The sequence below is a fragment of the Fictibacillus sp. FJAT-27399 genome (genome assembly GCF_001510655.1).
In the GTDB taxonomy this organism is placed as follows: Bacteria; Bacillota; Bacilli; order Bacillales; family Fictibacillaceae; genus Fictibacillus_C; species Fictibacillus_C marinisediminis.
The window spans coordinates 256,593-275,863 of sequence record NZ_LMVC01000005.1 but is presented as its reverse complement, the minus strand read 5'-3'; the positions used below and the strand labels follow the sequence as shown (position 1 = coordinate 275,863).

The window sequence follows — 19,271 nt, the reverse complement described above, 5'->3', positions numbered from 1 at the left end:
GATTAGGGATTAATTTTTTTTTATTTTCTCCCGATTGTATGGTTTGCGATCGCAGGATTTTAAGTGAAGGAAAAACTCGCCGATTTGGCGAGTTTTCTTTATTTCTTTGATTATTGTTGAAAAGGCTGCTTTCCTAGTGGCGGCATTTGGGGCTGGCCGGTTGCTGGAATGAAGCTTTGGGTCATCTGTTGCATATCTTGAGGAGATAATTGTGGTACCTGGTAATACTGGTGCTTATTTTGGTAAAGGAAGATTTCGTAAGCCATTTCGACATAGTTGGCTACATTGTCAGCCATGACCCTTCTGACAACGGGGTTCGTTACTTCCACTGAAGTCATCGTCAGCAGGGAGGCTGTTGATTTTATGAGGCCAAGCATATGCCCAGAAAGGCCTTGGTCCTTAATTTCTGAAATGGATTGATTCGGCTTTTTAGGCTGTGAAGGCTTTAGCCCATAGGTAACTGTGTTGTTCTGCTTCATCCTGTATTCTGATGTCGGGTGAGAGGGATTTGCACCCGACGTAAAGCATTCACACAGTATGTTGTAATGATCAAGAATGAACCTATATTGCCTGTCCAGGATGTCGATCAGCTCTGGATCTTTCGCAAAGGATCGAAATATCATGTATTGATCAAGAACGTTGATTAACCCGGAAAGGATCTCATGAAGGTCGAACACCTCATGTCCTCCATGATTCATTTGGTTTGGTACTTGCTGTGTATTGAAATTGGGCGAATTCGTTTGTTGGTTGTATTGGTTTTGCATCATAATTACCTCCTGACGTTGGTTCAAGATGAACAAGGTTATTATTCGCTTAGAGGCTTCTCTTATCATATTTGTTTTTGGTAAAAAAAGTAAAAAAAGTAAAAAAGGCAAGGTTCTTCTTTTGAATGAACATGGTAAAATATTGGAAATTGATCGTGCTTGAAGGGAAAGAGGAAAAGATATGGGGAAGCTTTTTTTAAGGAAAGGTTATTGACGAAGATTTTAGAACGTGTTACCATTAGGTCACTTATTACATGTGACCTTTTATTCACATGTTTAACCAACCTATCTATTTTACTGAAAGGATCGTTGAAATGGATGAAAACCTTTCTATCGTATTTAAAGCATTAGGACACCCGATCCGAAGGCAAATTCTCGATATTCTCAAGCAATCGCCGAAAACAACAGGTGAACTAAACGAATTCTTTCCGGAAGTCACCAGGTACGCCATCATGAAGCACTTGAAGATTCTGGAGGAAGGGAACTTGGTGCTCGTTCGGCGTGAAGGTAAATATAAAAGGAACTTTCTGAACGCGGTGCCTCTTCAAGAAGTGCATAACCGCTGGGTAGGAAAATATATGGAGACAACGGCCAGCTCGTTGTTAAATCTGCAGTCGGCTGCAGAAAAAAAGGGAGGAAAAGAAACAATGGCAAACACTAAGGATTTTCATATTGAACAAGAGGTATTCATCAGTGCATCTAGGGAAGATGTTTTCGAAGCGTTAACAGAAAAGGCGGGAGATTGGTGGGAGTTTCGTATCGCACCAAAAGGAGTGTCTTCTCATTTTACATTCGATCCCGTGCCAGGAGGGCTCTTCATGGAAAAGTGGGGAGAGAATGAGGGAGCAGTCTGGGGCAATGTGTATTATGTAAATGCTCCTGAAGAAATTCGTCTGCACGGACACCTTGGCATGCGGGGAGCTGTCAACAGCGCCTATACGTATCGTCTTCTTGAGAAAGAAGGAGGAACATTGCTTCAACTTTCCCATTCAGCATCTGGTATCCTGCAAGAGCAATGGGAACAAGAACACACTAAAGGGTGGGAGTACCTACTTGGAACATTGCTTAAAAATTATGTGGAAAATAAAAGATAGCTGTGATAATCGGAGGAAGCCAAGATGGTAGACGTTTTTACCGAAATCAACATCAACCGCCCTTTATCACAAGTATCAGAGTATGCAGCAGATCCTGATCATGCGCCAGAGTGGTATGTGAATATCCATTCCGCTGAGTGGATCACGCCAAAACCGCTCAAGGTTGGTTCTCAAATCGCTTTTAAAGCGAAGTTTCTTGGCCGGGAACTTGCTTATGTTTATGAAGTTATTGAATTTAATCCGGGAAGTAAATTAGTGATGAAAACGGCTAACGGACCTTTTCCGATGGAGACCATCTATACCTGGCATGCGATTGATCAGGATTATACACGCATGACATTAAGAAACAAAGGCATACCAAGCGGCTTTTCCAGGATGATTTCTCCTTTTATGTCTTCCATGATGAAGAGAGCAAACATGAAAGATTTAAAGAAAATAAAAGACATGCTTGAAAAATGATCTGCAAGAAAGGCTGACTACAACTACTCGCGATGATCGGTGAGTACCTGGGTCAGCCTTCTTTTTTTATAGTCCCTGCACACGGACAGGCGTATAAGACATTGCTGGATTGGAAGTATTTAAGTTATTCCATGTTACTGCATAGTAATTGGGGCAGTCTGGCCGGCTAGTTACGTTTCCGCCGCATCCTGTAATGAGGTATGGAATCTGGACGGAGGTGCCTCCGAGTGTCGTCTCGATCGTATATTCGTAGCTCGTATGACGATGATGGTTGAAGATCGCTTTTACGCTGGGGTTTATGTTTTGAAAGAAGGCATCGGTTTCGGGAGTTGAAAGAACTGCATAATGACCTTCTGGAAAGCTTCTATTTTTGCCCACTCTTAAAACAGCATGGAAATCGATGAGAACATGGCTGGATGCAGCTGTTCTTTGTTTGAGCCAGGCCAAATCGGCCGGACGAAAGTAAGGAGCTCCGGCTAATCCAGGGAAATACGTCGGAATCCGAATAAGATGAACGTTTGCTCCGTGTATATGAATGTCCTGGCGGACACTTCCTATATATTTTTCAAAGATTCGAGTGGTGAGGTCGCCATTTTCCCAGATCATATCGTGGTTCCCGATACTAACAAAGATGGGGAGATTCGCAGGGAAAAGGACTTCCTTTGACACGGCCACAAATGCTTTCATATTTTCGTCTTTATTTCCCTCACCGATCGTATCGCCGCCATGCACAATAAAAGAGGCGGTGCTGCTGTAATTCATCGCCATGTGCTGTAAAATCCTGCGATATCTCTCTCCTGCTGTATCGAGTATATAACGATTTCGTACACGGTCATATCCTGTTGTCCTTACATGACTGTCTCCCAGCACAAGAAAGGTCAGCCGATCTGAAGGGATATCTTTATGATTCAAAAGCTGAAGAGATTCGGTATTCAATCTTGCCATCACGTAACCTCGTTTCATTTCCAAAATCCATGTTGATTTATCCTATGTTCGTTTAAGGCTATTGTTTATAATAATCTGAAACCCCAAGAGGAAACAGTAGAAGGTAAAAATCTAGATCGTGGCGAATTAGGAATCATAAATCAACTGACTGAAACTGAAGGGGATTAACATGTTGTTATCGATTGTTGACATCAATGAAGAATTTGCAGTAAATATACTGAATTGGAGATATGATGCTCCTTATGATTTTTATAACAATGAAGTAAGCCAAGATTCTATGAAGGAAACGCTGGAAACCTCGTATCGAGTGATCTTGGATCGATATCAAGGTATCGCAGGCTTTTTCTGCACCGGAAGTTCGGCTCAGGTACCAGCTGGTCACCAATATGGTGCTTATTCTGATGATTTGATTGATCTTGGGATTGGGATGAATCCTGAGCTAACAGGCCAGGGTTACGGTTCTGAGTTCTTTTCGTTTATTCTTCGCCATATTCAAGCTGCCTTTAGCGGTGTTTCCATTCGTTTAACGGTTGCAGCATTTAACCATCGAGCCATTCATCTTTATGAGAAGCTGGGATTTGTTAAGCAAATAAAGTTCAATAACGGTAGAACTGATTTTATTACGATGGTCAAATCCGTTTAGTTCGTAATGATATACTTTTTAAAAAAAGGGGTGATGACATGATCTTGGAAGCTGTTATGCTTCAGGTAAAGAGAGGCATGGAAGAGGAATATGAGGAAGCGTTTCGTAAGGCGTCAAACATCATTTCTTCCATGAAGGGATACCGATCTCATGAGTTGCAGCGATGTATGGAAGTGAAGGGGAAATATTTGTTACTGGTGAAGTGGGAGAGCTTAGAAGATCATACGGTAGGCTTTAGGCAATCCAGTGAGTATCAAGAATGGAAGCAGCAACTGCATCATTTCTATGATCCCTTTCCAACGGTTGAGCATTTTGAACGTGTTTCAATAGAAGATTAAGAGGGAGGTTTGATTACTATCGAATATTCCATAACACTTGAAGTCAATGGGTTAACACTGCGCGGGATGGCTCATAAACCGGAATCAGACAGCTCATCAAAAAGTCCTGTGGCTATTCTTTTTCATGGGATAACAGGTTCTAAAATTGATGATCATTTCTTGTTAGTGCGATATGCCCGTGAACTGGCAAATCAGGGGATCGGCTGTGTGCGGTTTGACTTTTCGGGTTCGGGTGAAAGTGATGGTTCTTTTTCAGAGATGACCTTCAGCGGGGAAGTGCATGAGGGAAAAGAAATCGTGAATTTCGTTAAAAAGTTGGACTGGGTGGATTCCGTGAAAATTATGTTAGTGGGTCACAGTATGGGTGGTGCGGTTGCTGCCCAAGTGGCCAAGGAAATTCCTAATGACATACATAAAGTTTGCTTATGGGCACCAGCTGGCAACATGAATAAGTTGGCTGTTTCTTATTTTGAAAAATACCCCAAGCTTCCGAACGGAAATGTGGATTTAAATGGACTTGAGCTGGGCCGTGGATTTTATGAAGATTTAAAAAATCGTAATCTCTATCATGAAATCACATCATACACTAATCCGGTCATGATTATTCACGGGACAGAGGATGAAGCGGTTCCTCATGAATATGGACAAAGGTATTACGATACGTATGTGAACAATGATCGCGGCATTCATTTAATGGAGGGTGTTGACCATGTTTTCGGAAGACTGAGCTGGATCGATGAACTGTTTGATCACAGTATTCAATTTTTGAAAAGCTAAAGAGCAACATTGAGAGACTTACCATTGAATACTAAAGTCTCTCTTTACACATTCAAATACCTTTCTTTAAGGATGTTGCAATGATGAATTTCATGGCCTGCTAAAATCGTAACAATGGCTCGTGCCGTAATTTCGCTGTGGTTCGCGGCTCCCCTGCGTTTTAATGCTTCTTCACTTAGACTATTCACTAGATATACAGTGGATTGGCGTATACTTGTTAAGTGATCTAGCAAGTCTTTTAGGGTTTGGCTATCAAAATCTGCTTCTCTTACATATTCTTCATCATGATAACTGGGCAAGGATGCCGTCTCTCCACGTGCTATACAAAGCAATCTGTAGCCCATAATCCGCTCATTATCAATCATATGCCCAATCATTTCTTTAATACTCCACTTATCAGGCGCATACCTATATTCACTTTCAGCTTCAGAAAAAGAGCTTAGCAGAGAAACGGTATCTTTTATTTGTTCCTTAAGAATGGTTACTATGTCTCCTTCAGGCACTAATTTTACATAAGAAGTGTAGTCCTCAGAGTATTCGTCAGGTTGCGGTCTGTCGATCATCATTTAGCCTCCATTATTTGTATCTGTTTTTCAATAGTTTTCCGCTTTCTCTCATTATTAAACTCCTAAGCAGGATTCTCACATAACAAATAGAAATGTACACAGTGATCAAAGCTTATTCAGAAGCAAAATCTGTATTTGTATATCGTGTTGTGCTTCATCCATAATGAAAGGAGATCTCATGATGCCTGAGCTATACCACACACCGGTTGTAAGAGCAGAAATGCTTATTAGAAGACCGGTGGAAGTCGTATTTGAGGCTTTTATTGAACCGGCGATTACGACCAAATTTTGGTTCACTAAAAGCAGCGGAAGAGTAGAAGAGGGGAAAAAAGTCAAATGGGAATGGGAGATGTACGGTGTATCGGATCGCGTTTTTGTAAAAAGACTAGAGGAAAACGAACGCATTCATATTCAGTCGTCGGACGGTACAGAGGTGGAGTGGACCTTTGTTTCCCGAAAAGATAACGAGACGATGGTCACGATAATTAACTCAGGATTTAAAGGAAGTGGAGATGAGATCGTAAATACCGCCATTGATTCCATGGGAGGGTACACGATGGTCCTCTGTGGATTAAAGGCGCTCCTGGAACATAACATCATCTTAAATCTTGTGCCGGATAAAGCGCCTGACTTTCATGTTAAATAAAAACGCAGGTCCTTTTCGCTAGATTGGTTTAAGAATGGAGTTGCTGCTGCAGCTCTTTATTTCTGTCCGTTTAAAAAAGATAGAACTGAAGGTGAAAGAATTGAACGCAAAGGCTTTCTTTATGGCACTTATTACGATTATCATTTGGGGATCAACATTTGCGGCCATCCGGGCGGGACTGCATGGCGGTTATTCGGCGGGACACTTAGTTCTCATTCGTTACTTAATAGCATCCGGTGCTTTTATCCTTTACGCTCTGTGTCCGGGTGTGAAATTTCGGCTGCCAAAAAAAGAAGATTTTTTTAGGCTTCTGCTGCTTGGATGGATTGGAATAAGCATCTATCACATAGGGGTAACGTTCGGTGAGCAGACCGTATCGGCAGGAACCGCCGGCATGCTGATTGGAGCAGCGCCTGTCTTTACGGCGCTCATTGCTGTTTTCGTATTAAACGAGCGTTTAGGGAGATTTGGATGGCTCGGTCTTGGCATTGGTTTAGCTGGCGTTATATTGATTACGTTGGGTAGTGCTGGCCCGTCCCTGACGATTTCTAAAGGAGCTTTTTTAGTATTGATGGCTGCTGCCGCTACGTCTGTCTTTTTTGTTTTCCAAAAACCGTTCTTTCATCGATATACGCCGATTGAACTGACGGCTTATGTGACATGGGCGGGTACACTGCCTTTTTTCTGGTTCTCTCCTGGACTCTTTGACTCCATTCAGCACGCTACCATGGAAGCCAATATATCGACACTTTATGTAGGGATTTTCCCGGCTGCGATCGCTTATGTAACGTGGGCGATTGCTCTTTCGTCAGGCAATGCCAGTTCTGTGGCGAGCATGATGTACCTGGAGCCGGCGATCGCCATACTTACCGCATGGGTTTGGCTGAACGAGTGGCCGAGTACCCTTTCGCTGATCGGAGGATTGGTTGCCATATCGGGTGTTCTTGTGGTTAATGGCTTGGATAAGAAGCGCGTTACGGCGGAAAAGAAGACAGCATAAATGTTATATCGACTCAAGTGTTAGATCTTACAATAAAGCTCTGTTAGTCCATGTTGTTGATTTTTGGTGGGAGAAAAAGACTTGAGGGCCTCTTTTAAGCATAAGAGAATCCACAAATAGGAGAGAAGTTTGGAATAGATAAACAGCTTTCTGACTATATCAAGAAGGCTATATCACACATTTAATGAATTAAAAACTCGTTTTTCTTTATAAAATAAGCCGTATGAGAAATATAGCATACGGTTTTTTAGTTGTTCATTTTGAGCTAACGGGCATGTTAGTTAAACACGGAATAAAAGGATTTGTACGAAGAAACGCAGAATATAGACATCTATCACAGATTGAACCGGTAAGGCAGGAATATCGGCAGAACCATATTTAAAGAGAATCATGAAAATATGTAAAACTAAGACTAAAGAAAAGGAGAGATTCTAAACATGTACGAACTGAAAACCAAAGAAACCGACAGTAGTGTCATTGAGTTTATTGAAAATGTTGAAAGCCCTAAAAAACGTGAGGACGCATATAAATTATTAGATATTTTTACAGAAGCGACAGGTTATGAAGCGAAGATGTGGGGACCGAGTATTATTGGATTTGGTGCATATCATTATAAATATCAATCCGGTCATGAAGGAGATGCGCCACTCGTTGGCTTTTCACCTCGAAAAGCTAAAATTAGTTTCTATTTTGCTACGGGTGACACGAAACGAGAGGAATTATTAAAGGACTTTGGCAAACATACCACTGGAAAAGCGTGCGTGTACATAAATAAGGTAGCAGATATTGACGTTGATGTCTTAAAATCATTAATCAATCAATCTGTAAGGTTTTTGAAAGAAACCTATACCAATCATTAAATAATCGGGCAATAAGTAGGGGGAATGAGGCATAGAGATGAATAAATCGCTACGAATCTTACGGCTTCTGTTTGGGCTTTTTTTATTTGCGTTGGGCTCTGTGATCGTTATGAAAGGAAATTTAGGCTTTGGTCCTTGGGAAGTGTTTCAGGCAGGGCTCACCAACTATCTTCCATTGACCATCGGGCAAGCCACTGTTCTAGTAAGCGTGGTTATTGTTGGTTTGATTATCCTGCTGAAAGAGAAAATTGGAATCGGCACCTTGGCCAATATGATTCTGATTGGATTTTTCATGGACTTCATTTTATGGACCGATGTACTGCCGAAGGCGCCCGGTTGGCCCAGTGGCTTGGGTATGCTGATGCTGGGGCTGTTTACCACAGCGTTGGGCAGTTATTTTTACATAAGTTCTGGCTTTGGGGCGGGGCCGCGTGATTCACTCATGGTGTCGATCCGTAGGCGCACGGGTCTTCCAATTGGGGTCTGTCGTTCTTCATTGGAATGTTCAGTTGCACTGGTCGGTTGGCTGCTCGGAGGGCCACTAGGGATGGGAACAGTGGTTACTGCATTTGGACTTGGAGTATTTGTTCAGCTGATCTTCCGTCTTTTCTCTTTTGAAACAACGACAATCCATCATGAGAACTTGCGGGAAACCTTTAAAGCGTAGGCTTTTTTTGAATATGTAGTTCTTGTGTTGGGATGATGATGTTTACTGGTCTGATGATTGATAAGGAATGGGGCTGTCCAAGAAGTCTGTAAGCTGTTGATTTCCGTTCCAGGCTGCTCGCTTTTACCGGCGTAAACGCCTACTTTCGCAGGGCGTGCGGTGAGCCTTACCGGCGTGAACGCCTACTTTTTGGTGCAAGCACCGGCGGGAGTCTCACCTGTCACGCTAGTCCCGCAGGACAAGGAAGGCTCCGGCAGCTTTTTATCGCACGAAGAAAATGTGAAGTTCATTTTCGAGGAGTCTCGCATCTTCCACTTCAATTAACTTTTCATTGAAGATTTTTCAAGCCAAAAAGGGGCTGCCTGAAGGTCAATTTTCGACTTTCTGGACAGCCCCGAAATTTTCTTAGCTTGATGGAAAAGTTGACAGCATCGCTAATACACGCGTGTGTTATGTGTGGAATAACATCTCTTTAACAATTGGAATTGGTGCGCGCATCAATAACAGTACACTGCCTGGCACCTTGGCGAATTAATCGTCTCGCTTCTTCCATGGAAATCTTTACAAATACTGCCTCATCAAAATCGTTCTCCACATCAAACAATGCAAAGGCCTGATTACGGTTAATAAATATACACTTAAACTCAACTTCAACACCGTTTCTTGATCTAGGCGCGGTGTTTTGAACTTCACACAATTCCAAACCAGCATTGTTTAATCGTCTTGCAGTCCTTTCATTTATGCGAATAATCACATATTCCTCTAGATCCACTCCAGGAACCTCTGACTCAATTTCTACTACCGCAAAAAAACGGTTTCCAAGTACCAAAAGGCAATTAGCACCTATTTCAAAAATTTCTTCGGTGCCCATATCCATATTCCTATTAAATAAACTCATAAACTTTTATCCCCCTTGTAGTTAAATCCGTTGAATGGATGCTGGTATAGCCACGTGGTCTTCATGGCAAAAGGATAATCTTCCTTGCATCATTCACTTTCTAATATATTCTGCACAAGCACAATTGCTACTAAAATAGTGATTTAACTACTAGGGCAATGGAAGAATTGAATCCGTATAAAAAAACGACCTTCTTCACTAACATTATGGGGTTTGAAGCAACAATCTAACCAGCTTGCCTGAACAAAGGCTTTTTAGCCGACGCTATAGAATAATTACTGTAGCTTTATGAAGCAGAAAGGGAGAGTTTCGTGTTAAATGTTGAGATTAGAAGGCCGGCGATTGAAGATCTTTCACCGTTACATGAATTTTTCCGGATCGTCATTACAGATACCTTTGCTAAAGAGGGAATCGAAGAGAAGCTGGATGATCTAAAGGATGAAATTGAGAGTAAGAAGCGTTATTTAGAAAGTGATTTAAAAAGCGAAGGAAAGGATCGCCATTTCCTAATTGTGATAGAAAGGAATCAAATGGTTGGTTCCATCGAATACGGTCCCGCAAGTGAACTTATCTGTACTTGTACAAACGGTGCTCTAAAAGAGCTGATTGAGATCGGTACTGTATTTGTTCATCCTGACTATCAAAGAAAAGGGATAGGGAATCTTTTATTGAACACCATGTATGCCACGCTGCGGAATAGAGGCATTAACGAATTTTGTTTAGACAGCGGGTACCGCAGCGCACAAAAAATTTGGACAAGAAATTTGGCGAACCGGATTACTGGCTTAAGGATTATTGGGAAGAAGGCTTTGACCATATGATATGGAAAGTAAATGTATCTGTTTAATAACAATAGAGGGGAAGAAAGAGTGATGACTTGATTAGGATAGTACTACTTATGAAAACCACACCATAAGCTTCCTTAGTAATGAAAAATACAAAAGGGGTTTTATCATGCGGCAGATGAAATTTATGCTGAAACAATTTCTAAAGGAGCCTATGTGGTTTAAATTGCTAATCATTGCAGCGTTACTTATTTCTATTATCTTTAGCAGTTCATATTTTTCACACCATGCTTATGATGAGAGCATCTCCAAATTAGCTGCGGCTATCTTTTTAGGTGCTTATGGAATTAAATTTAGGAGAAGTCCTGTTACTTCTATTATTTTATTTGTTGCAGCAGCTATAGGCATTTATCTAGCCATTTCAGCAGTAGTTTAGCAGTGAGGCGGTAAATATAAAAATACTCCGCAATTCGAATCAAGGAACTCAAATAGCCGGTAAAACCCGAACGATAAATTTATTAATGTAAATAGAATTCGTATTTTTATTGTGGTTTTTTTAGTTGTTTGCTATATTATCAAAGTAATCAACTATATATCATTACTCGTATATGCTCGGAAATATGGTCTGAGTGTCTCTACCTGGTTCCCATTGCAAGAACTGGACTACGGGTTAAAGTATTCGTTTTTCGGCTTTTTTCAGCTGATTTCATTTTTTATACTTTGACTTTCGCCGGTCCAGTGGGTAGAACGCTACCTGTCTGGACTTTTTTCTTTGGGCCAGATCTTCGAGTATATCAAACCACTAGGAGGATCATGGATATGAAAAAGATGAAAAAAAAATACGCTCTATTAGCGGTGGTTACAGCACTGTTACTTGCGGCGGTTGCAATATGGAGATCTGATTCACCGAATGAAACAGTACAAGCCAAGTCTCATCATAAGCCGATTGTTATTCAAGGACCGATGCCGATTGAAGCTGAAAAATTTGCACAAAAGCTAAAAAATGTGAAAGTAGAAAAATCAGGCACTTTTGTTTTTTATAAAGGTACGCTCAACCATTATCCCGTAATCGTCGCAAAAACAGGCAAGGGAATGGAAAATACAGCAGCCGCTACAGCAATCGCTATCGAAAAATATCATCCAATTGCCATCATCAATCAAGGAACATCAGGCGGACATGATCCAGAACTGAATGTTTTTGATATTGTGTTAGGAAAACAAACAGTAAATCTTGGTTCTTTAAAAACAGGGGAGAAGGGTGAAGGCGAGGGAATGGATCCTGCAGCATGGAAGCCGATGGATCTTATGGCTTCTGAAGGAAGTGCGGGAGAAGATCCGAATGCTGAAAAACCTCGTTTCTACGCAGGGAATAAGGATTTGCTCGAAGCGGCTAATGAAGTTAAAGATAAATACACCAAGGGTAAGGTTGTAGAAGGTACGATAGGTTCGGCTGACGTTTGGAACAATGAAGTGGATCGAATCAAGTGGTTCCATTCGAAGTACGGCACATCAGTTGAAGAAATGGAAGGAGCTTCAGCGGCACAAATGGCTCAAGCTTATAATGTACCATTCTTGGGAATCCGAGTATTGTCCAATAATAAAACGAATGGCGGTAAATACAACCCCAATACAGCAGAAGCATGTCAAAACTATGTTTATCAAGTAGTTGAAAAATATATTTCTGAGTTACCTAACAAATAATAGATTCCAAAGAGGGGCTGTCCTGAAAGTCGAAAATTGACCTTCAGGCAGCTCCTTTGACGTGAAAAATCTTCAATGAAAAGTTGATTGGAGTGCAAGGTGCGAGACTCCAGCGGGACTAGCGTGACAGGTGAGACTCCCGCAGGCGCTTGCGCCAAAAAGTAGGCGTTCACGCCGGTAAGGCTCACCGCACGCCCCGCGAAAGTAGGAGNGCGGGACTAGCGTGACAGGTGAGACTCCCGCAGGCGCTTGCGCCAAAAAGTAGGCGTTCACGCCGGTAAGGCTCACCGCACGCCCCGCGAAAGTAGGAGCTCGCGCCGGTAAAAGCGAGCAGCCTGGAGCGGAGATCAACAGCTACCAGACTTCTTGGACAGCCCCTTTTTTTATTTGAACTAAAAGGAAAGTTAAATAAACATGTGCAATACAGATAGTAATATGTTGTGCAGCAAAGCTGGGGAGGAATATAGTATGGAACATGTTTTAAAAGAGTTAATTAATAAGTGTGACTTGGCAATAAAGAAGGAAGATTTTGATACGTTGATGAACTACTATACTGATGATGCAGTTCTGGTTGTAAAGCCAGGAATGATTGCACGAGGTAAAGAAGAAATCAAAAAAGCATTTATTGCCATTGCAGAGTATTTTAATAACAGTATTGTACCAACGCAGGGGGAAATGACTATTTTAGAGGCTGGAGACACTGCGTTAGTTATTTCCCAAACGCTGCTTGCTGCCGATAAAAATGATTCCGAATATTCCATGGATAGAAGAGCAACATACGTGTTTAAGAAAAATTCAAACGGCGAATGGCTTTGTGCAATTGATAACTCATATGGTACTGACTTAATAAATAAATAGAGTTTTCAACGATCACGGAGGAAGCGGAAATGAAAATAACTCAACAATGGAATCAAGAAGATAGTGATTATATTTGTAAAAAGGTTATTGAATATAATTTATCAAAAATGCCTGATGAGACCATACATCCCGTCAAAAACATTAGCCTTATCCTTAGAGGTGAAGATGGAAGCATTTTAGGAGGTATAACAGGGAAAATATCTTCGTCACTATAGTAGATAACTTATGGGTGGATGAATCACTAAGGGGTAAAGGATATGGGAAAGAGCTATTATAGCGTATAGAAGAAATGGCGAGAGAGAATCATTGCAGACTGGTACAGCTGTTTACATTCAGCTTTCAAGCTCCAGATTTTTATCAAAAGAATGGATATGAAATTGCAGGTGTAGTACAAGAAAATCCTACTAAGGAACATCAGCAGTATTATTTAATGAAGAGACTCACTTAAACAAAAAAAAACGAAAATAAGCTGCCGAATCAGGCAGCTTATTTTCGTTGAAGGTATTTTTATTTGAATTTATTAATAAGGATAGAATAGACGTTGTATTTACTGGGAGGGTTAGGAATGAATGGAGATGAAACCATATTACATCCTGATACAGGTGTAACTTCTGGGATTTTTGTTGAGCGATCATTAAATGAAATTCGTTTTTGGTCTAGAATCATGAAAGAACATTCTTTATTTCTGCGATTGGGTTTTAGAGCGGAGGATACTCAATTAATCAATGAGGCTAATCAATTTTATCGATTGTTTGAACGCATCGAACAAACCTCACATTCCTTTACAAATCAAACAGATCCTGAGCAAATAAAAAGATTTAATACAGAAGTACAACAGGCTGCAACCAATATTTTCGGATTTAAACGAAAAGTACTGGGATTGATTCTTACATGTAAATTGCCAGGGGCAAATAATTTCCCCCTGTTAGTTGATCATACAAGCAGGGAAGCTAATTATTTTAGAAAACGATTAGGTGAATTAAATGAAGGTAAAATGAAACCTCTTCCTGATGCCATTATAAAAGAAAATGTCTTCTTCTTAAGGATTATGGCAGACCATGCTAAATTTATTGGTCATCTGCTGGATCCTTCTGAAAGGAAGCTAATTGATATCGCCCGAAATTTCAGCAATGATTTTGATCAATTGATGTATCAAGCAAGAGACTTAGAATCTATGAAGCCGCAATCTCAAACGGTTCCTCTTTTAGATCAATTCCTGGATCAGAATCGTGTGTCGGTCTCATCTCTTCGGGACTTCAAGAAAACGGCACGTGATTTAATTGAGCAATGTAAAATAAAGAGTATCATTCATCCGCTATTAGCAGACCATGTTTTCCGTGAAGCTGATCGATTCCTTGAAATAATAGACATGTTCGATGCTCATCTTACAAGCGGCACCCCATAACCAAAATAGTAGTCCATAAGCTGAGGAGCTAACAATTTATTGTTAGCTCCTTACCATTCCAAAATAAATGGCTTCAGTTCGAGATATGCTCTCTTACCTTGTTTGCGAAATTGGCTTCATGTTACGCCAATCTAATATTAAATTCCTGAATTAAATCTTTAAAAGCAGGCCTTTCATTTCCATCTCTTCCGATGACATGCGTGGCTGTCACTAAAGAATTTAATACGGACTCTTCAACAGCTTCCCCAACGGCCCGAAAAGCCGTATCCATATCTTCCTCATGAATCGCAGGAATGGTTAAACAGTGATTTGGATTGTCATGAGGAATTTTAGTGGCGGTTGAAAAGCCGATGATTACTTCTCCGCTGCCATGCGTAATGATGGATCCTGTCCTTGATAGGCCAGCAACCGACCGCTTGATGATGCGATTGAGCTGACGTTCTGAAACCGGCAGATCCGTGGCAACAATGATCATAATCGATCCTTTATCCCTTTCCTCCCAAGATTGGAGCAGCTCTTCTTTTAGCTCTTGCCCAATCGCCCTGCCATTCATCATGAGATCACTTAAAATACCAAAGTTCGATAGGACGAGCACCCCAATGGTGTACTCTCCATGAGCCAATTGAAACTGTCTTGAGGCAGTGCCGATTCCTCCTTTTAAGGAATAACAAAGCATGCCCGTTCCCGCTCCAACACTTCCTTCCTCAAATTCAGTTGAAGCGTTATGTATGGCTTGAAAAACATGTTCCTTCTCAATAAATTGAGCTCTTACATCATTGAGGAACATATCATTGCATTCCCCGATGACGGGATTGACCGTCCCAGTCGATCGGCCGATTTCCGGGTTCTGCTCCAGCATGTATTGAATTAAGGCATCTGCAGCTGTACCTATACTTAAGGTGTTTGTTAAAATGATGGGCGTTTCTAACACACCCAATTCTTGCATTTGAATGGTACCCATCGTTTTTCCAAAGCCATTGATAATATGGCTTGATGCTATCAGTTTTTCCTTAAACGTGTTGCCAGTGTGAGGAAGGATGGCTGTTACTCCCGTTTGCATGCTCTGATCACTAAGTGTTACGTGGCCGACTGTAACGCCTTCGACATCGGTAATTGCGTTATAGCGTCCGGTTTCCAAGCGTCCTATTTTAATACCATAGTCGTGTATTCTTTTTTGGTGACGCATTGAAAAGATCACCTTCCATCGTTATTGTTATTAACACTTACAAATCATGAGATGATTTCCATCAGGGTCTCTAAAATTAAAATAGTGATAATGTTCAATTCCAGTGATTAAATCAACCTTCTTTTTTTTCATAAACTGATAGGCTTCTTCAATATTTTCTGTATTGAAATGAAACAAAGGAGTTTTTACTATATTTTCTTCTGAAAAAATCTTGCTGTCTAATACAATCCCTGTACCATTCATAGGTATGACATAAATATGACCGAACTGTATTTCTCCATTTGCTTGTAAACCTAATATGTCACAATACCAATCTCGAGCTTGTTCTATGTTGCTTACTGGAATAAAGACCGTTCCGATTTGAGTTAAAACAGGACTATTCAAAAAATCCCTCCTAATTATTTTTATCTATTACATTCACTTTTTAATATAACTATCCTGTCGGTTATTTGGATATTTTACATAACAATCCTGGGAAAAGTTTAATGCATTGCCTGAGGACAAGAAGCCGAAAATCTATGTTATCCCCGATCATGAAAGCGAGTTTATTAAACAGGGCTGTATTATTTATTATCAAGAAGGACTATACCCTCTTTATGCAGAAAAGGGTAGAAAAAATTTCTGACCCTTTGATTAGAGAAATGATGGAGGATGTTAAATGAATAAGTTAGTGTCTGAGCTAGAAAGTAATCTATCTTCAATGCCGAAAAGAATTAGTACAATTTCGGATCTCGAGGCCAAACCTCTGCCTTCCAAATGGTCTAAAAAAGAAATTCTTGGACATCTTTGTGATTCGGGTAATGTGAACCACCAGCGCTTTGTTGATATCATCGCCTCAACTCAAGTGGTTACCCTGAAGAGTTATAATCAGGACTTTTTTGTGGAGATTCATGACTATCAGCATTCATTTACTGTTGAGGACATTCTTCATCTATGGATTTCAATCAATAAACAGATCGCGGCACTTCTTGTGAATGTTTCGGAGGAACAATGGAAGCTTGAATGTAAAGTAGATGCACAAAACATTCAAACGTTAGAGTGGCTTGTAAGGGATTATATTGATCATATGAACCATCATCTTGGACAAATTTTGGCGGATTGAATGAGGCCTGCCCAGAAATTGGCGATTTATTTGTGGAGAGTGAACATAAGTGTCATTTTATCCAAGATAGCGGCAATCAGGATTCCTGCTGTGTACCGAATCAGATCTACAATAAGAAAACCTTTGCCCAGGATCAATGCTCCGAGCATTGTATCACGAATAGGATTGATCCAGTTTTCCTGATACAGCTGACTGAATTCAATGCCGAAGCTGAACAAAAAACTGAGCCATAAATCTGTGTGCAGGCTTTTACGCACCAGTAATAAACGGAATCCGAAATAGACCATCATGGCCCATAGCACATCTCCGGCGTTCTGCGCTGCCACTAACGGAAAAAGATGGCTCCACTTTCTGGAGGCGAGCCCTAAAAAAATGGTGATACCAACAGCTATACTATAAGCTATCCTCATTTTACGGTAATGTGGTTTGATCGTTGCCTTATTAGTAGTCAATCGAATCCCTCTTTAACATGATATTGATATTCATTGTACTATAATGGTTCATTAGTAAGGGAAAGTAGAGCAATCTTTTGTGTAGGGAGTCTGATTTAAGGTTGTTATCCAACTGGAGGAAGAGTATTTAATGAAACAGAGGGGTATTGCTATGAATCCGATATTAATGGAAGTTCCAACTCAATTAGAAACTGAAAGACTGATCCTTAGAGCTCCTTTACGTTCTGGAGATGGAGAGATCGTCAATCAAGCTATAAAAGCATCTTATCAAGAATTAAAAGCGTGGCTGCCATTTGCTCAGAACCTTCCTGCTGTAGAAGAAACAGAAATTAACTTGAGGGAGGCCCATATCAACTTCCTAAAAAGAGAGAACTTTCGTTTCCTGATTTTCTACAAGGTATCCAATGATTTTATAGGAACCACCAGTCTTCAAAGCATCGATTGGGATATCCCAAAATGTGAGATGGGATACTGGATCAATACCAAATTCAGCGGCCAAGGTTATATGACAGAAGCTGTAAAGAAATTAACGGAATTTGGTATGGAACAGCTGCAATTTAAAAGAATTGAAATCAGATGAAGCCGTTATATACCTGAAAAATTAGGCTTTTCATTAGAGGGCATTCTCAAAAACGATGATTTATCTGCAGATGGAACCAGACTGACTGATACTTGTGTTTATGCGAAAACTAGTTGAGCAGGATTATTTTTGTATGGATTTTTTATCATGTTGAACTAGCGGATTCAGTTGCAAATGGAGCCCTTCTTTATACTTCCGTCTTTGCTTATAGCTCTTTTCTAAGTATTTTACTTACTTTATTAACCTACAGGGCATACCGAAAATATGCCTCTTCAGATATGGGCCAATGACAGATGAAAACAATCGATTGCCCCAGCTTCAGGATATGCCTGTGAAAATTCTTATAAATGACTATGATGAAGTAGTTAGTATGATTAAAACGTTATGCTGTGAGCTAAGGGATCAATAGTTAAACGATACGGTTGAATATGAAGGCAACCAAGTAACCATACATTGGAGCTTGTGGCATATAGCGGATCATAACAGATATCATCAAGCATATATTAACCAGCTGCTTACATGGTTTGATTATCATAAATGGGGATAATGCTTTTTTTGACAGGTACCAAAAAGTAATCAAAGAACTTAATAGTTCCTACGTCACTTTAAAGTGCGTACTTCTCATTCTGCTGTTAATATTCAATAATTACCTTGTTTGATTGGCTCTTAAACAAGAGGAGGAAAAACAGTGGCAAATCATTTACAGGATACAACCACTTTGCATAATGGAGTAAAAATGCCTTGGTTTGGATTAGGGGTATTTAAAGTTGAAGAGGGGCCGGAGCTGGTTAATGCAGTAAAAACAGCAATTCGGCATGGCTATCGCAGCATTGATACAGCAGCCATTTATGAGAATGAAGAAGGCGTCGGAAAAGGGATTCAAGAAGGTTTAGCTGAAAGCGGCGTTGAAAGGCGAGACCTATTTGTGACATCAAAAGTCTGGAATGCTGATTTGGGCTATGATTCAACAATAGCGGCTTATGAAGAGAGCTTACGGAAGCTTGGTCTGGAATATCTCGATCTTTATCTCATTCACTGGCCTGTTGAAGGTAAGTATAAAGATGCTTGGAGAGCTCTTGAAACATTATATAAAGAGGGCAGAGTCAAGGCGATAGGGGTAAGTAATTTTCAAATCCATCATCTTAAAGATTTGATGAAAGATGCGGAGATTAAACCGATGATCAATCAAGTTGAATATCATCCGAAATTGAGCCAAAAGGAGCTTCAGGAGTTTTGTAAAGCACAGGGTATTCAAATGGAGGCCTGGTCTCCCCTCATGCAGGGGCAGCTTCTGGATCATCCTGTTCTAAAGGAGATTGCGGATCATCATAACAAGTCTGTTGCTCAAATTATTCTAAGATGGGATTTGCAAAATGGTGTAATCACAATTCCAAAGTCTACAAAGGAAAACCGAATTATTGAAAATTCCATGGTCTTTAATTTTGAATTATCGGATATGGAAATAAATCGAATCAATGAGCTGAATCAAAATCTTCGTGTGGGTCCAGATCCCGATGATTTCGATTTTTAATTAAACTTTAAAGC

The 19,271-nt window shown here is 40.5% G+C and carries 23 protein-coding genes, 3 pseudogenes and 1 riboswitch; of the genes and pseudogenes, 19 read left to right on the top strand and 7 right to left on the bottom strand.

What is annotated here, in order from left to right; genetic code table 11:
• Positions 1–110 precede the first annotated feature (110 nt).
• The gene (locus AR335_RS19520) at positions 111–764 is read right to left on the bottom strand and encodes a spore coat protein (RefSeq protein WP_062238970.1); all 654 of its coding nucleotides are present in this window, start codon (positions 762–764) and stop codon (positions 111–113) included.
• 314 nt (positions 765–1,078) lie between these two features.
• Between AR335_RS19520 and AR335_RS19515 the strand changes: the two genes are divergently transcribed.
• Both AR335_RS19515 and AR335_RS19510 read left to right on the top strand, forming a co-directional pair.
• Positions 1,079–1,858, top strand: a complete 780-nt coding sequence (locus tag AR335_RS19515; protein WP_062239292.1) for a helix-turn-helix domain-containing protein — start codon at positions 1,079–1,081, stop codon at positions 1,856–1,858.
• A gap of 24 nt (positions 1,859–1,882) precedes the next feature.
• Entirely contained in the window at positions 1,883–2,317 is a 435-nt protein-coding gene (locus tag AR335_RS19510; protein WP_062238967.1) for an SRPBCC family protein, read from the top strand.
• A 66-nt stretch (positions 2,318–2,383) separates the two neighbouring features.
• Here AR335_RS19510 and AR335_RS19505 read toward each other — a convergent pair whose 3' ends face one another.
• Positions 2,384–3,262 (bottom strand): metallophosphoesterase family protein, encoded by an 879-nt coding sequence (locus AR335_RS19505; protein WP_062238965.1) that lies wholly within the window; start codon positions 3,260–3,262, stop codon positions 2,384–2,386.
• A 169-nt stretch (positions 3,263–3,431) separates the two neighbouring features.
• Between AR335_RS19505 and AR335_RS19500 the strand changes: the two genes are divergently transcribed.
• Genes AR335_RS19500 through AR335_RS19490 form a run of 3 tightly spaced genes read left to right on the top strand, consistent with a single transcriptional unit; the run spans position 3,432 to position 5,020 of the window.
• Complete coding sequence (locus tag AR335_RS19500; protein WP_062238963.1) at positions 3,432–3,905, top strand: GNAT family N-acetyltransferase; 474 nt, start codon at positions 3,432–3,434, stop codon at positions 3,903–3,905.
• 38 nt (positions 3,906–3,943) lie between these two features.
• Complete coding sequence (locus tag AR335_RS19495) at positions 3,944–4,243, top strand: antibiotic biosynthesis monooxygenase family protein (RefSeq protein ID WP_062238961.1); 300 nt, start codon at positions 3,944–3,946, stop codon at positions 4,241–4,243.
• A 9-nt stretch (positions 4,244–4,252) separates the two neighbouring features.
• Positions 4,253–5,020 (top strand): alpha/beta hydrolase family protein, encoded by a 768-nt coding sequence (locus AR335_RS19490; RefSeq protein WP_062238959.1) that lies wholly within the window; start codon positions 4,253–4,255, stop codon positions 5,018–5,020.
• A 44-nt stretch (positions 5,021–5,064) separates the two neighbouring features.
• On the opposite strand, the gene AR335_RS19485 is transcribed toward AR335_RS19490, so the two are convergent.
• Complete coding sequence (locus AR335_RS19485; RefSeq protein WP_062238957.1) at positions 5,065–5,583, bottom strand: DinB family protein; 519 nt, start codon at positions 5,581–5,583, stop codon at positions 5,065–5,067.
• A gap of 184 nt (positions 5,584–5,767) precedes the next feature.
• On the opposite strand from AR335_RS19485, the gene AR335_RS19480 reads away from it, so the two are divergent.
• From AR335_RS19480 to AR335_RS24480, 5 genes are all read left to right on the top strand, one after another.
• Positions 5,768–6,232 carry an SRPBCC family protein gene (locus tag AR335_RS19480; RefSeq protein WP_062238955.1) on the top strand — a complete coding sequence of 155 codons (465 nt, stop codon included), beginning with the start codon at positions 5,768–5,770 and terminating at the stop codon, positions 6,230–6,232.
• 34 nt (positions 6,233–6,266) lie between these two features.
• Complete coding sequence (locus AR335_RS19475; RefSeq protein WP_369795859.1) at positions 6,267–7,232, top strand: DMT family transporter; 966 nt, start codon at positions 6,267–6,269, stop codon at positions 7,230–7,232.
• Between the two features lie 437 nt (positions 7,233–7,669).
• Entirely contained in the window at positions 7,670–8,092 is a 423-nt protein-coding gene (locus AR335_RS19470) for a DUF1801 domain-containing protein (RefSeq protein ID WP_062238953.1), read from the top strand.
• Positions 8,093–8,129: 37 nt separating this feature from the next.
• On the top strand, positions 8,130–8,759 hold the full coding sequence (locus tag AR335_RS19465) for a YczE/YyaS/YitT family protein (RefSeq protein ID WP_062238951.1): 630 nt from the start codon (positions 8,130–8,132) through the stop codon (positions 8,757–8,759).
• Between the two features lie 159 nt (positions 8,760–8,918).
• Positions 8,919–9,083, top strand: coding sequence for a hypothetical protein (locus AR335_RS24480; protein WP_156419103.1), 165 nt, complete (start codon positions 8,919–8,921; stop codon positions 9,081–9,083).
• 148 nt (positions 9,084–9,231) lie between these two features.
• Here AR335_RS24480 and AR335_RS19460 read toward each other — a convergent pair whose 3' ends face one another.
• Positions 9,232–9,657 (bottom strand): hypothetical protein, encoded by a 426-nt coding sequence (locus AR335_RS19460; RefSeq protein WP_234293361.1) that lies wholly within the window; start codon positions 9,655–9,657, stop codon positions 9,232–9,234.
• Between the two features lie 311 nt (positions 9,658–9,968).
• Here AR335_RS19460 and AR335_RS19455 point away from each other — a divergent pair.
• The 6 genes and pseudogenes from AR335_RS19455 (at position 9,969) to AR335_RS19430 (ending at position 14,406) form a co-directional block, all read left to right on the top strand.
• A pseudogene (locus AR335_RS19455) lies at positions 9,969–10,504 on the top strand (GNAT family N-acetyltransferase).
• A 107-nt stretch (positions 10,505–10,611) separates the two neighbouring features.
• On the top strand, positions 10,612–10,878 hold the full coding sequence (locus AR335_RS19450) for a hypothetical protein (protein WP_062238949.1): 267 nt from the start codon (positions 10,612–10,614) through the stop codon (positions 10,876–10,878).
• A 146-nt stretch (positions 10,879–11,024) separates the two neighbouring features.
• Positions 11,025–11,128, top strand: a riboswitch (purine riboswitch).
• 133 nt (positions 11,129–11,261) lie between these two features.
• Positions 11,262–12,143: a 5'-methylthioadenosine/S-adenosylhomocysteine nucleosidase gene (locus AR335_RS19445; RefSeq protein ID WP_062238948.1), complete on the top strand. Its 882-nt coding sequence runs from the start codon at positions 11,262–11,264 to the stop codon at positions 12,141–12,143.
• A 468-nt stretch (positions 12,144–12,611) separates the two neighbouring features.
• The gene (locus AR335_RS19440; RefSeq protein ID WP_062238946.1) at positions 12,612–13,001 is read left to right on the top strand and encodes a YybH family protein; all 390 of its coding nucleotides are present in this window, start codon (positions 12,612–12,614) and stop codon (positions 12,999–13,001) included.
• Between the two features lie 29 nt (positions 13,002–13,030).
• Positions 13,031–13,449, top strand: a pseudogene (locus AR335_RS19435) (GNAT family N-acetyltransferase).
• Positions 13,450–13,566: 117 nt separating this feature from the next.
• The gene (locus AR335_RS19430; RefSeq protein ID WP_062238943.1) at positions 13,567–14,406 is read left to right on the top strand and encodes a DUF2935 domain-containing protein; all 840 of its coding nucleotides are present in this window, start codon (positions 13,567–13,569) and stop codon (positions 14,404–14,406) included.
• A 121-nt stretch (positions 14,407–14,527) separates the two neighbouring features.
• Here the strand turns inward: AR335_RS19430 and AR335_RS19425 are convergent, their stop codons facing one another.
• Positions 14,528–15,592, bottom strand: coding sequence for a P1 family peptidase (locus AR335_RS19425; protein ID WP_062238942.1), 1,065 nt, complete (start codon positions 15,590–15,592; stop codon positions 14,528–14,530).
• Between the two features lie 30 nt (positions 15,593–15,622).
• Entirely contained in the window at positions 15,623–15,976 is a 354-nt protein-coding gene (locus AR335_RS19420; protein WP_062238940.1) for a VOC family protein, read from the bottom strand.
• A gap of 274 nt (positions 15,977–16,250) precedes the next feature.
• Here AR335_RS19420 and AR335_RS19415 point away from each other — a divergent pair, with 274 nt between their 5' ends.
• Positions 16,251–16,694: a DinB family protein gene (locus AR335_RS19415; protein ID WP_062238938.1), complete on the top strand. Its 444-nt coding sequence runs from the start codon at positions 16,251–16,253 to the stop codon at positions 16,692–16,694.
• A gap of 26 nt (positions 16,695–16,720) precedes the next feature.
• Here AR335_RS19415 and AR335_RS19410 read toward each other — a convergent pair whose 3' ends face one another.
• Positions 16,721–17,146 carry a DUF2809 domain-containing protein gene (locus tag AR335_RS19410; protein WP_062238935.1) on the bottom strand — a complete coding sequence of 142 codons (426 nt, stop codon included), beginning with the start codon at positions 17,144–17,146 and terminating at the stop codon, positions 16,721–16,723.
• 151 nt (positions 17,147–17,297) lie between these two features.
• Between AR335_RS19410 and AR335_RS19405 the strand changes: the two are divergent.
• Positions 17,298–17,843 (top strand): annotated as a pseudogene (locus AR335_RS19405) (GNAT family N-acetyltransferase).
• Positions 17,844–18,414: 571 nt separating this feature from the next.
• Positions 18,415–19,257 carry an aldo/keto reductase gene (locus tag AR335_RS19400; RefSeq protein ID WP_062238933.1) on the top strand — a complete coding sequence of 281 codons (843 nt, stop codon included), beginning with the start codon at positions 18,415–18,417 and terminating at the stop codon, positions 19,255–19,257.
• Positions 19,258–19,271: the final 14 nt, after the last annotated feature.

What these genes read in the sequence shown, in the direction of transcription:
- AR335_RS19460 (WP_234293361.1), bottom strand. Translation starts at nt 9,657, where the DNA reads ATGAGTTTATTTAATAGGAATATGGATATGGGCACCGAAGAAATTTTT.
- AR335_RS19445 (WP_062238948.1), top strand. Translation starts at nt 11,262, where the DNA reads ATGAAAAAGATGAAAAAAAAATACGCTCTATTAGCGGTGGTTACAGCA.
- AR335_RS19415 (WP_062238938.1), top strand. Translation starts at nt 16,251, where the DNA reads ATGAATAAGTTAGTGTCTGAGCTAGAAAGTAATCTATCTTCAATGCCG.
- AR335_RS19430 (WP_062238943.1), top strand. Translation starts at nt 13,567, where the DNA reads ATGAATGGAGATGAAACCATATTACATCCTGATACAGGTGTAACTTCT.
- AR335_RS19505 (WP_062238965.1), bottom strand. Translation starts at nt 3,262, where the DNA reads ATGGCAAGATTGAATACCGAATCTCTTCAGCTTTTGAATCATAAAGAT.
- AR335_RS19465 (WP_062238951.1), top strand. Translation starts at nt 8,130, where the DNA reads ATGAATAAATCGCTACGAATCTTACGGCTTCTGTTTGGGCTTTTTTTA.
- AR335_RS19440 (WP_062238946.1), top strand. Translation starts at nt 12,612, where the DNA reads ATGGAACATGTTTTAAAAGAGTTAATTAATAAGTGTGACTTGGCAATA.
- AR335_RS19510 (WP_062238967.1), top strand. Translation starts at nt 1,883, where the DNA reads ATGGTAGACGTTTTTACCGAAATCAACATCAACCGCCCTTTATCACAA.
- AR335_RS19450 (WP_062238949.1), top strand. Translation starts at nt 10,612, where the DNA reads ATGCGGCAGATGAAATTTATGCTGAAACAATTTCTAAAGGAGCCTATG.
- AR335_RS19495 (WP_062238961.1), top strand. Translation starts at nt 3,944, where the DNA reads ATGATCTTGGAAGCTGTTATGCTTCAGGTAAAGAGAGGCATGGAAGAG.
- AR335_RS19470 (WP_062238953.1), top strand. Translation starts at nt 7,670, where the DNA reads ATGTACGAACTGAAAACCAAAGAAACCGACAGTAGTGTCATTGAGTTT.
- AR335_RS19500 (WP_062238963.1), top strand. Translation starts at nt 3,432, where the DNA reads ATGTTGTTATCGATTGTTGACATCAATGAAGAATTTGCAGTAAATATA.
- AR335_RS19485 (WP_062238957.1), bottom strand. Translation starts at nt 5,583, where the DNA reads ATGATCGACAGACCGCAACCTGACGAATACTCTGAGGACTACACTTCT.
- AR335_RS19425 (WP_062238942.1), bottom strand. Translation starts at nt 15,592, where the DNA reads ATGCGTCACCAAAAAAGAATACACGACTATGGTATTAAAATAGGACGC.
- AR335_RS19515 (WP_062239292.1), top strand. Translation starts at nt 1,079, where the DNA reads ATGGATGAAAACCTTTCTATCGTATTTAAAGCATTAGGACACCCGATC.
- AR335_RS19520 (WP_062238970.1), bottom strand. Translation starts at nt 764, where the DNA reads ATGCAAAACCAATACAACCAACAAACGAATTCGCCCAATTTCAATACA.
- AR335_RS19475 (WP_369795859.1), top strand. Translation starts at nt 6,267, where the DNA reads ATGGAGTTGCTGCTGCAGCTCTTTATTTCTGTCCGTTTAAAAAAGATA.
- AR335_RS19480 (WP_062238955.1), top strand. Translation starts at nt 5,768, where the DNA reads ATGCCTGAGCTATACCACACACCGGTTGTAAGAGCAGAAATGCTTATT.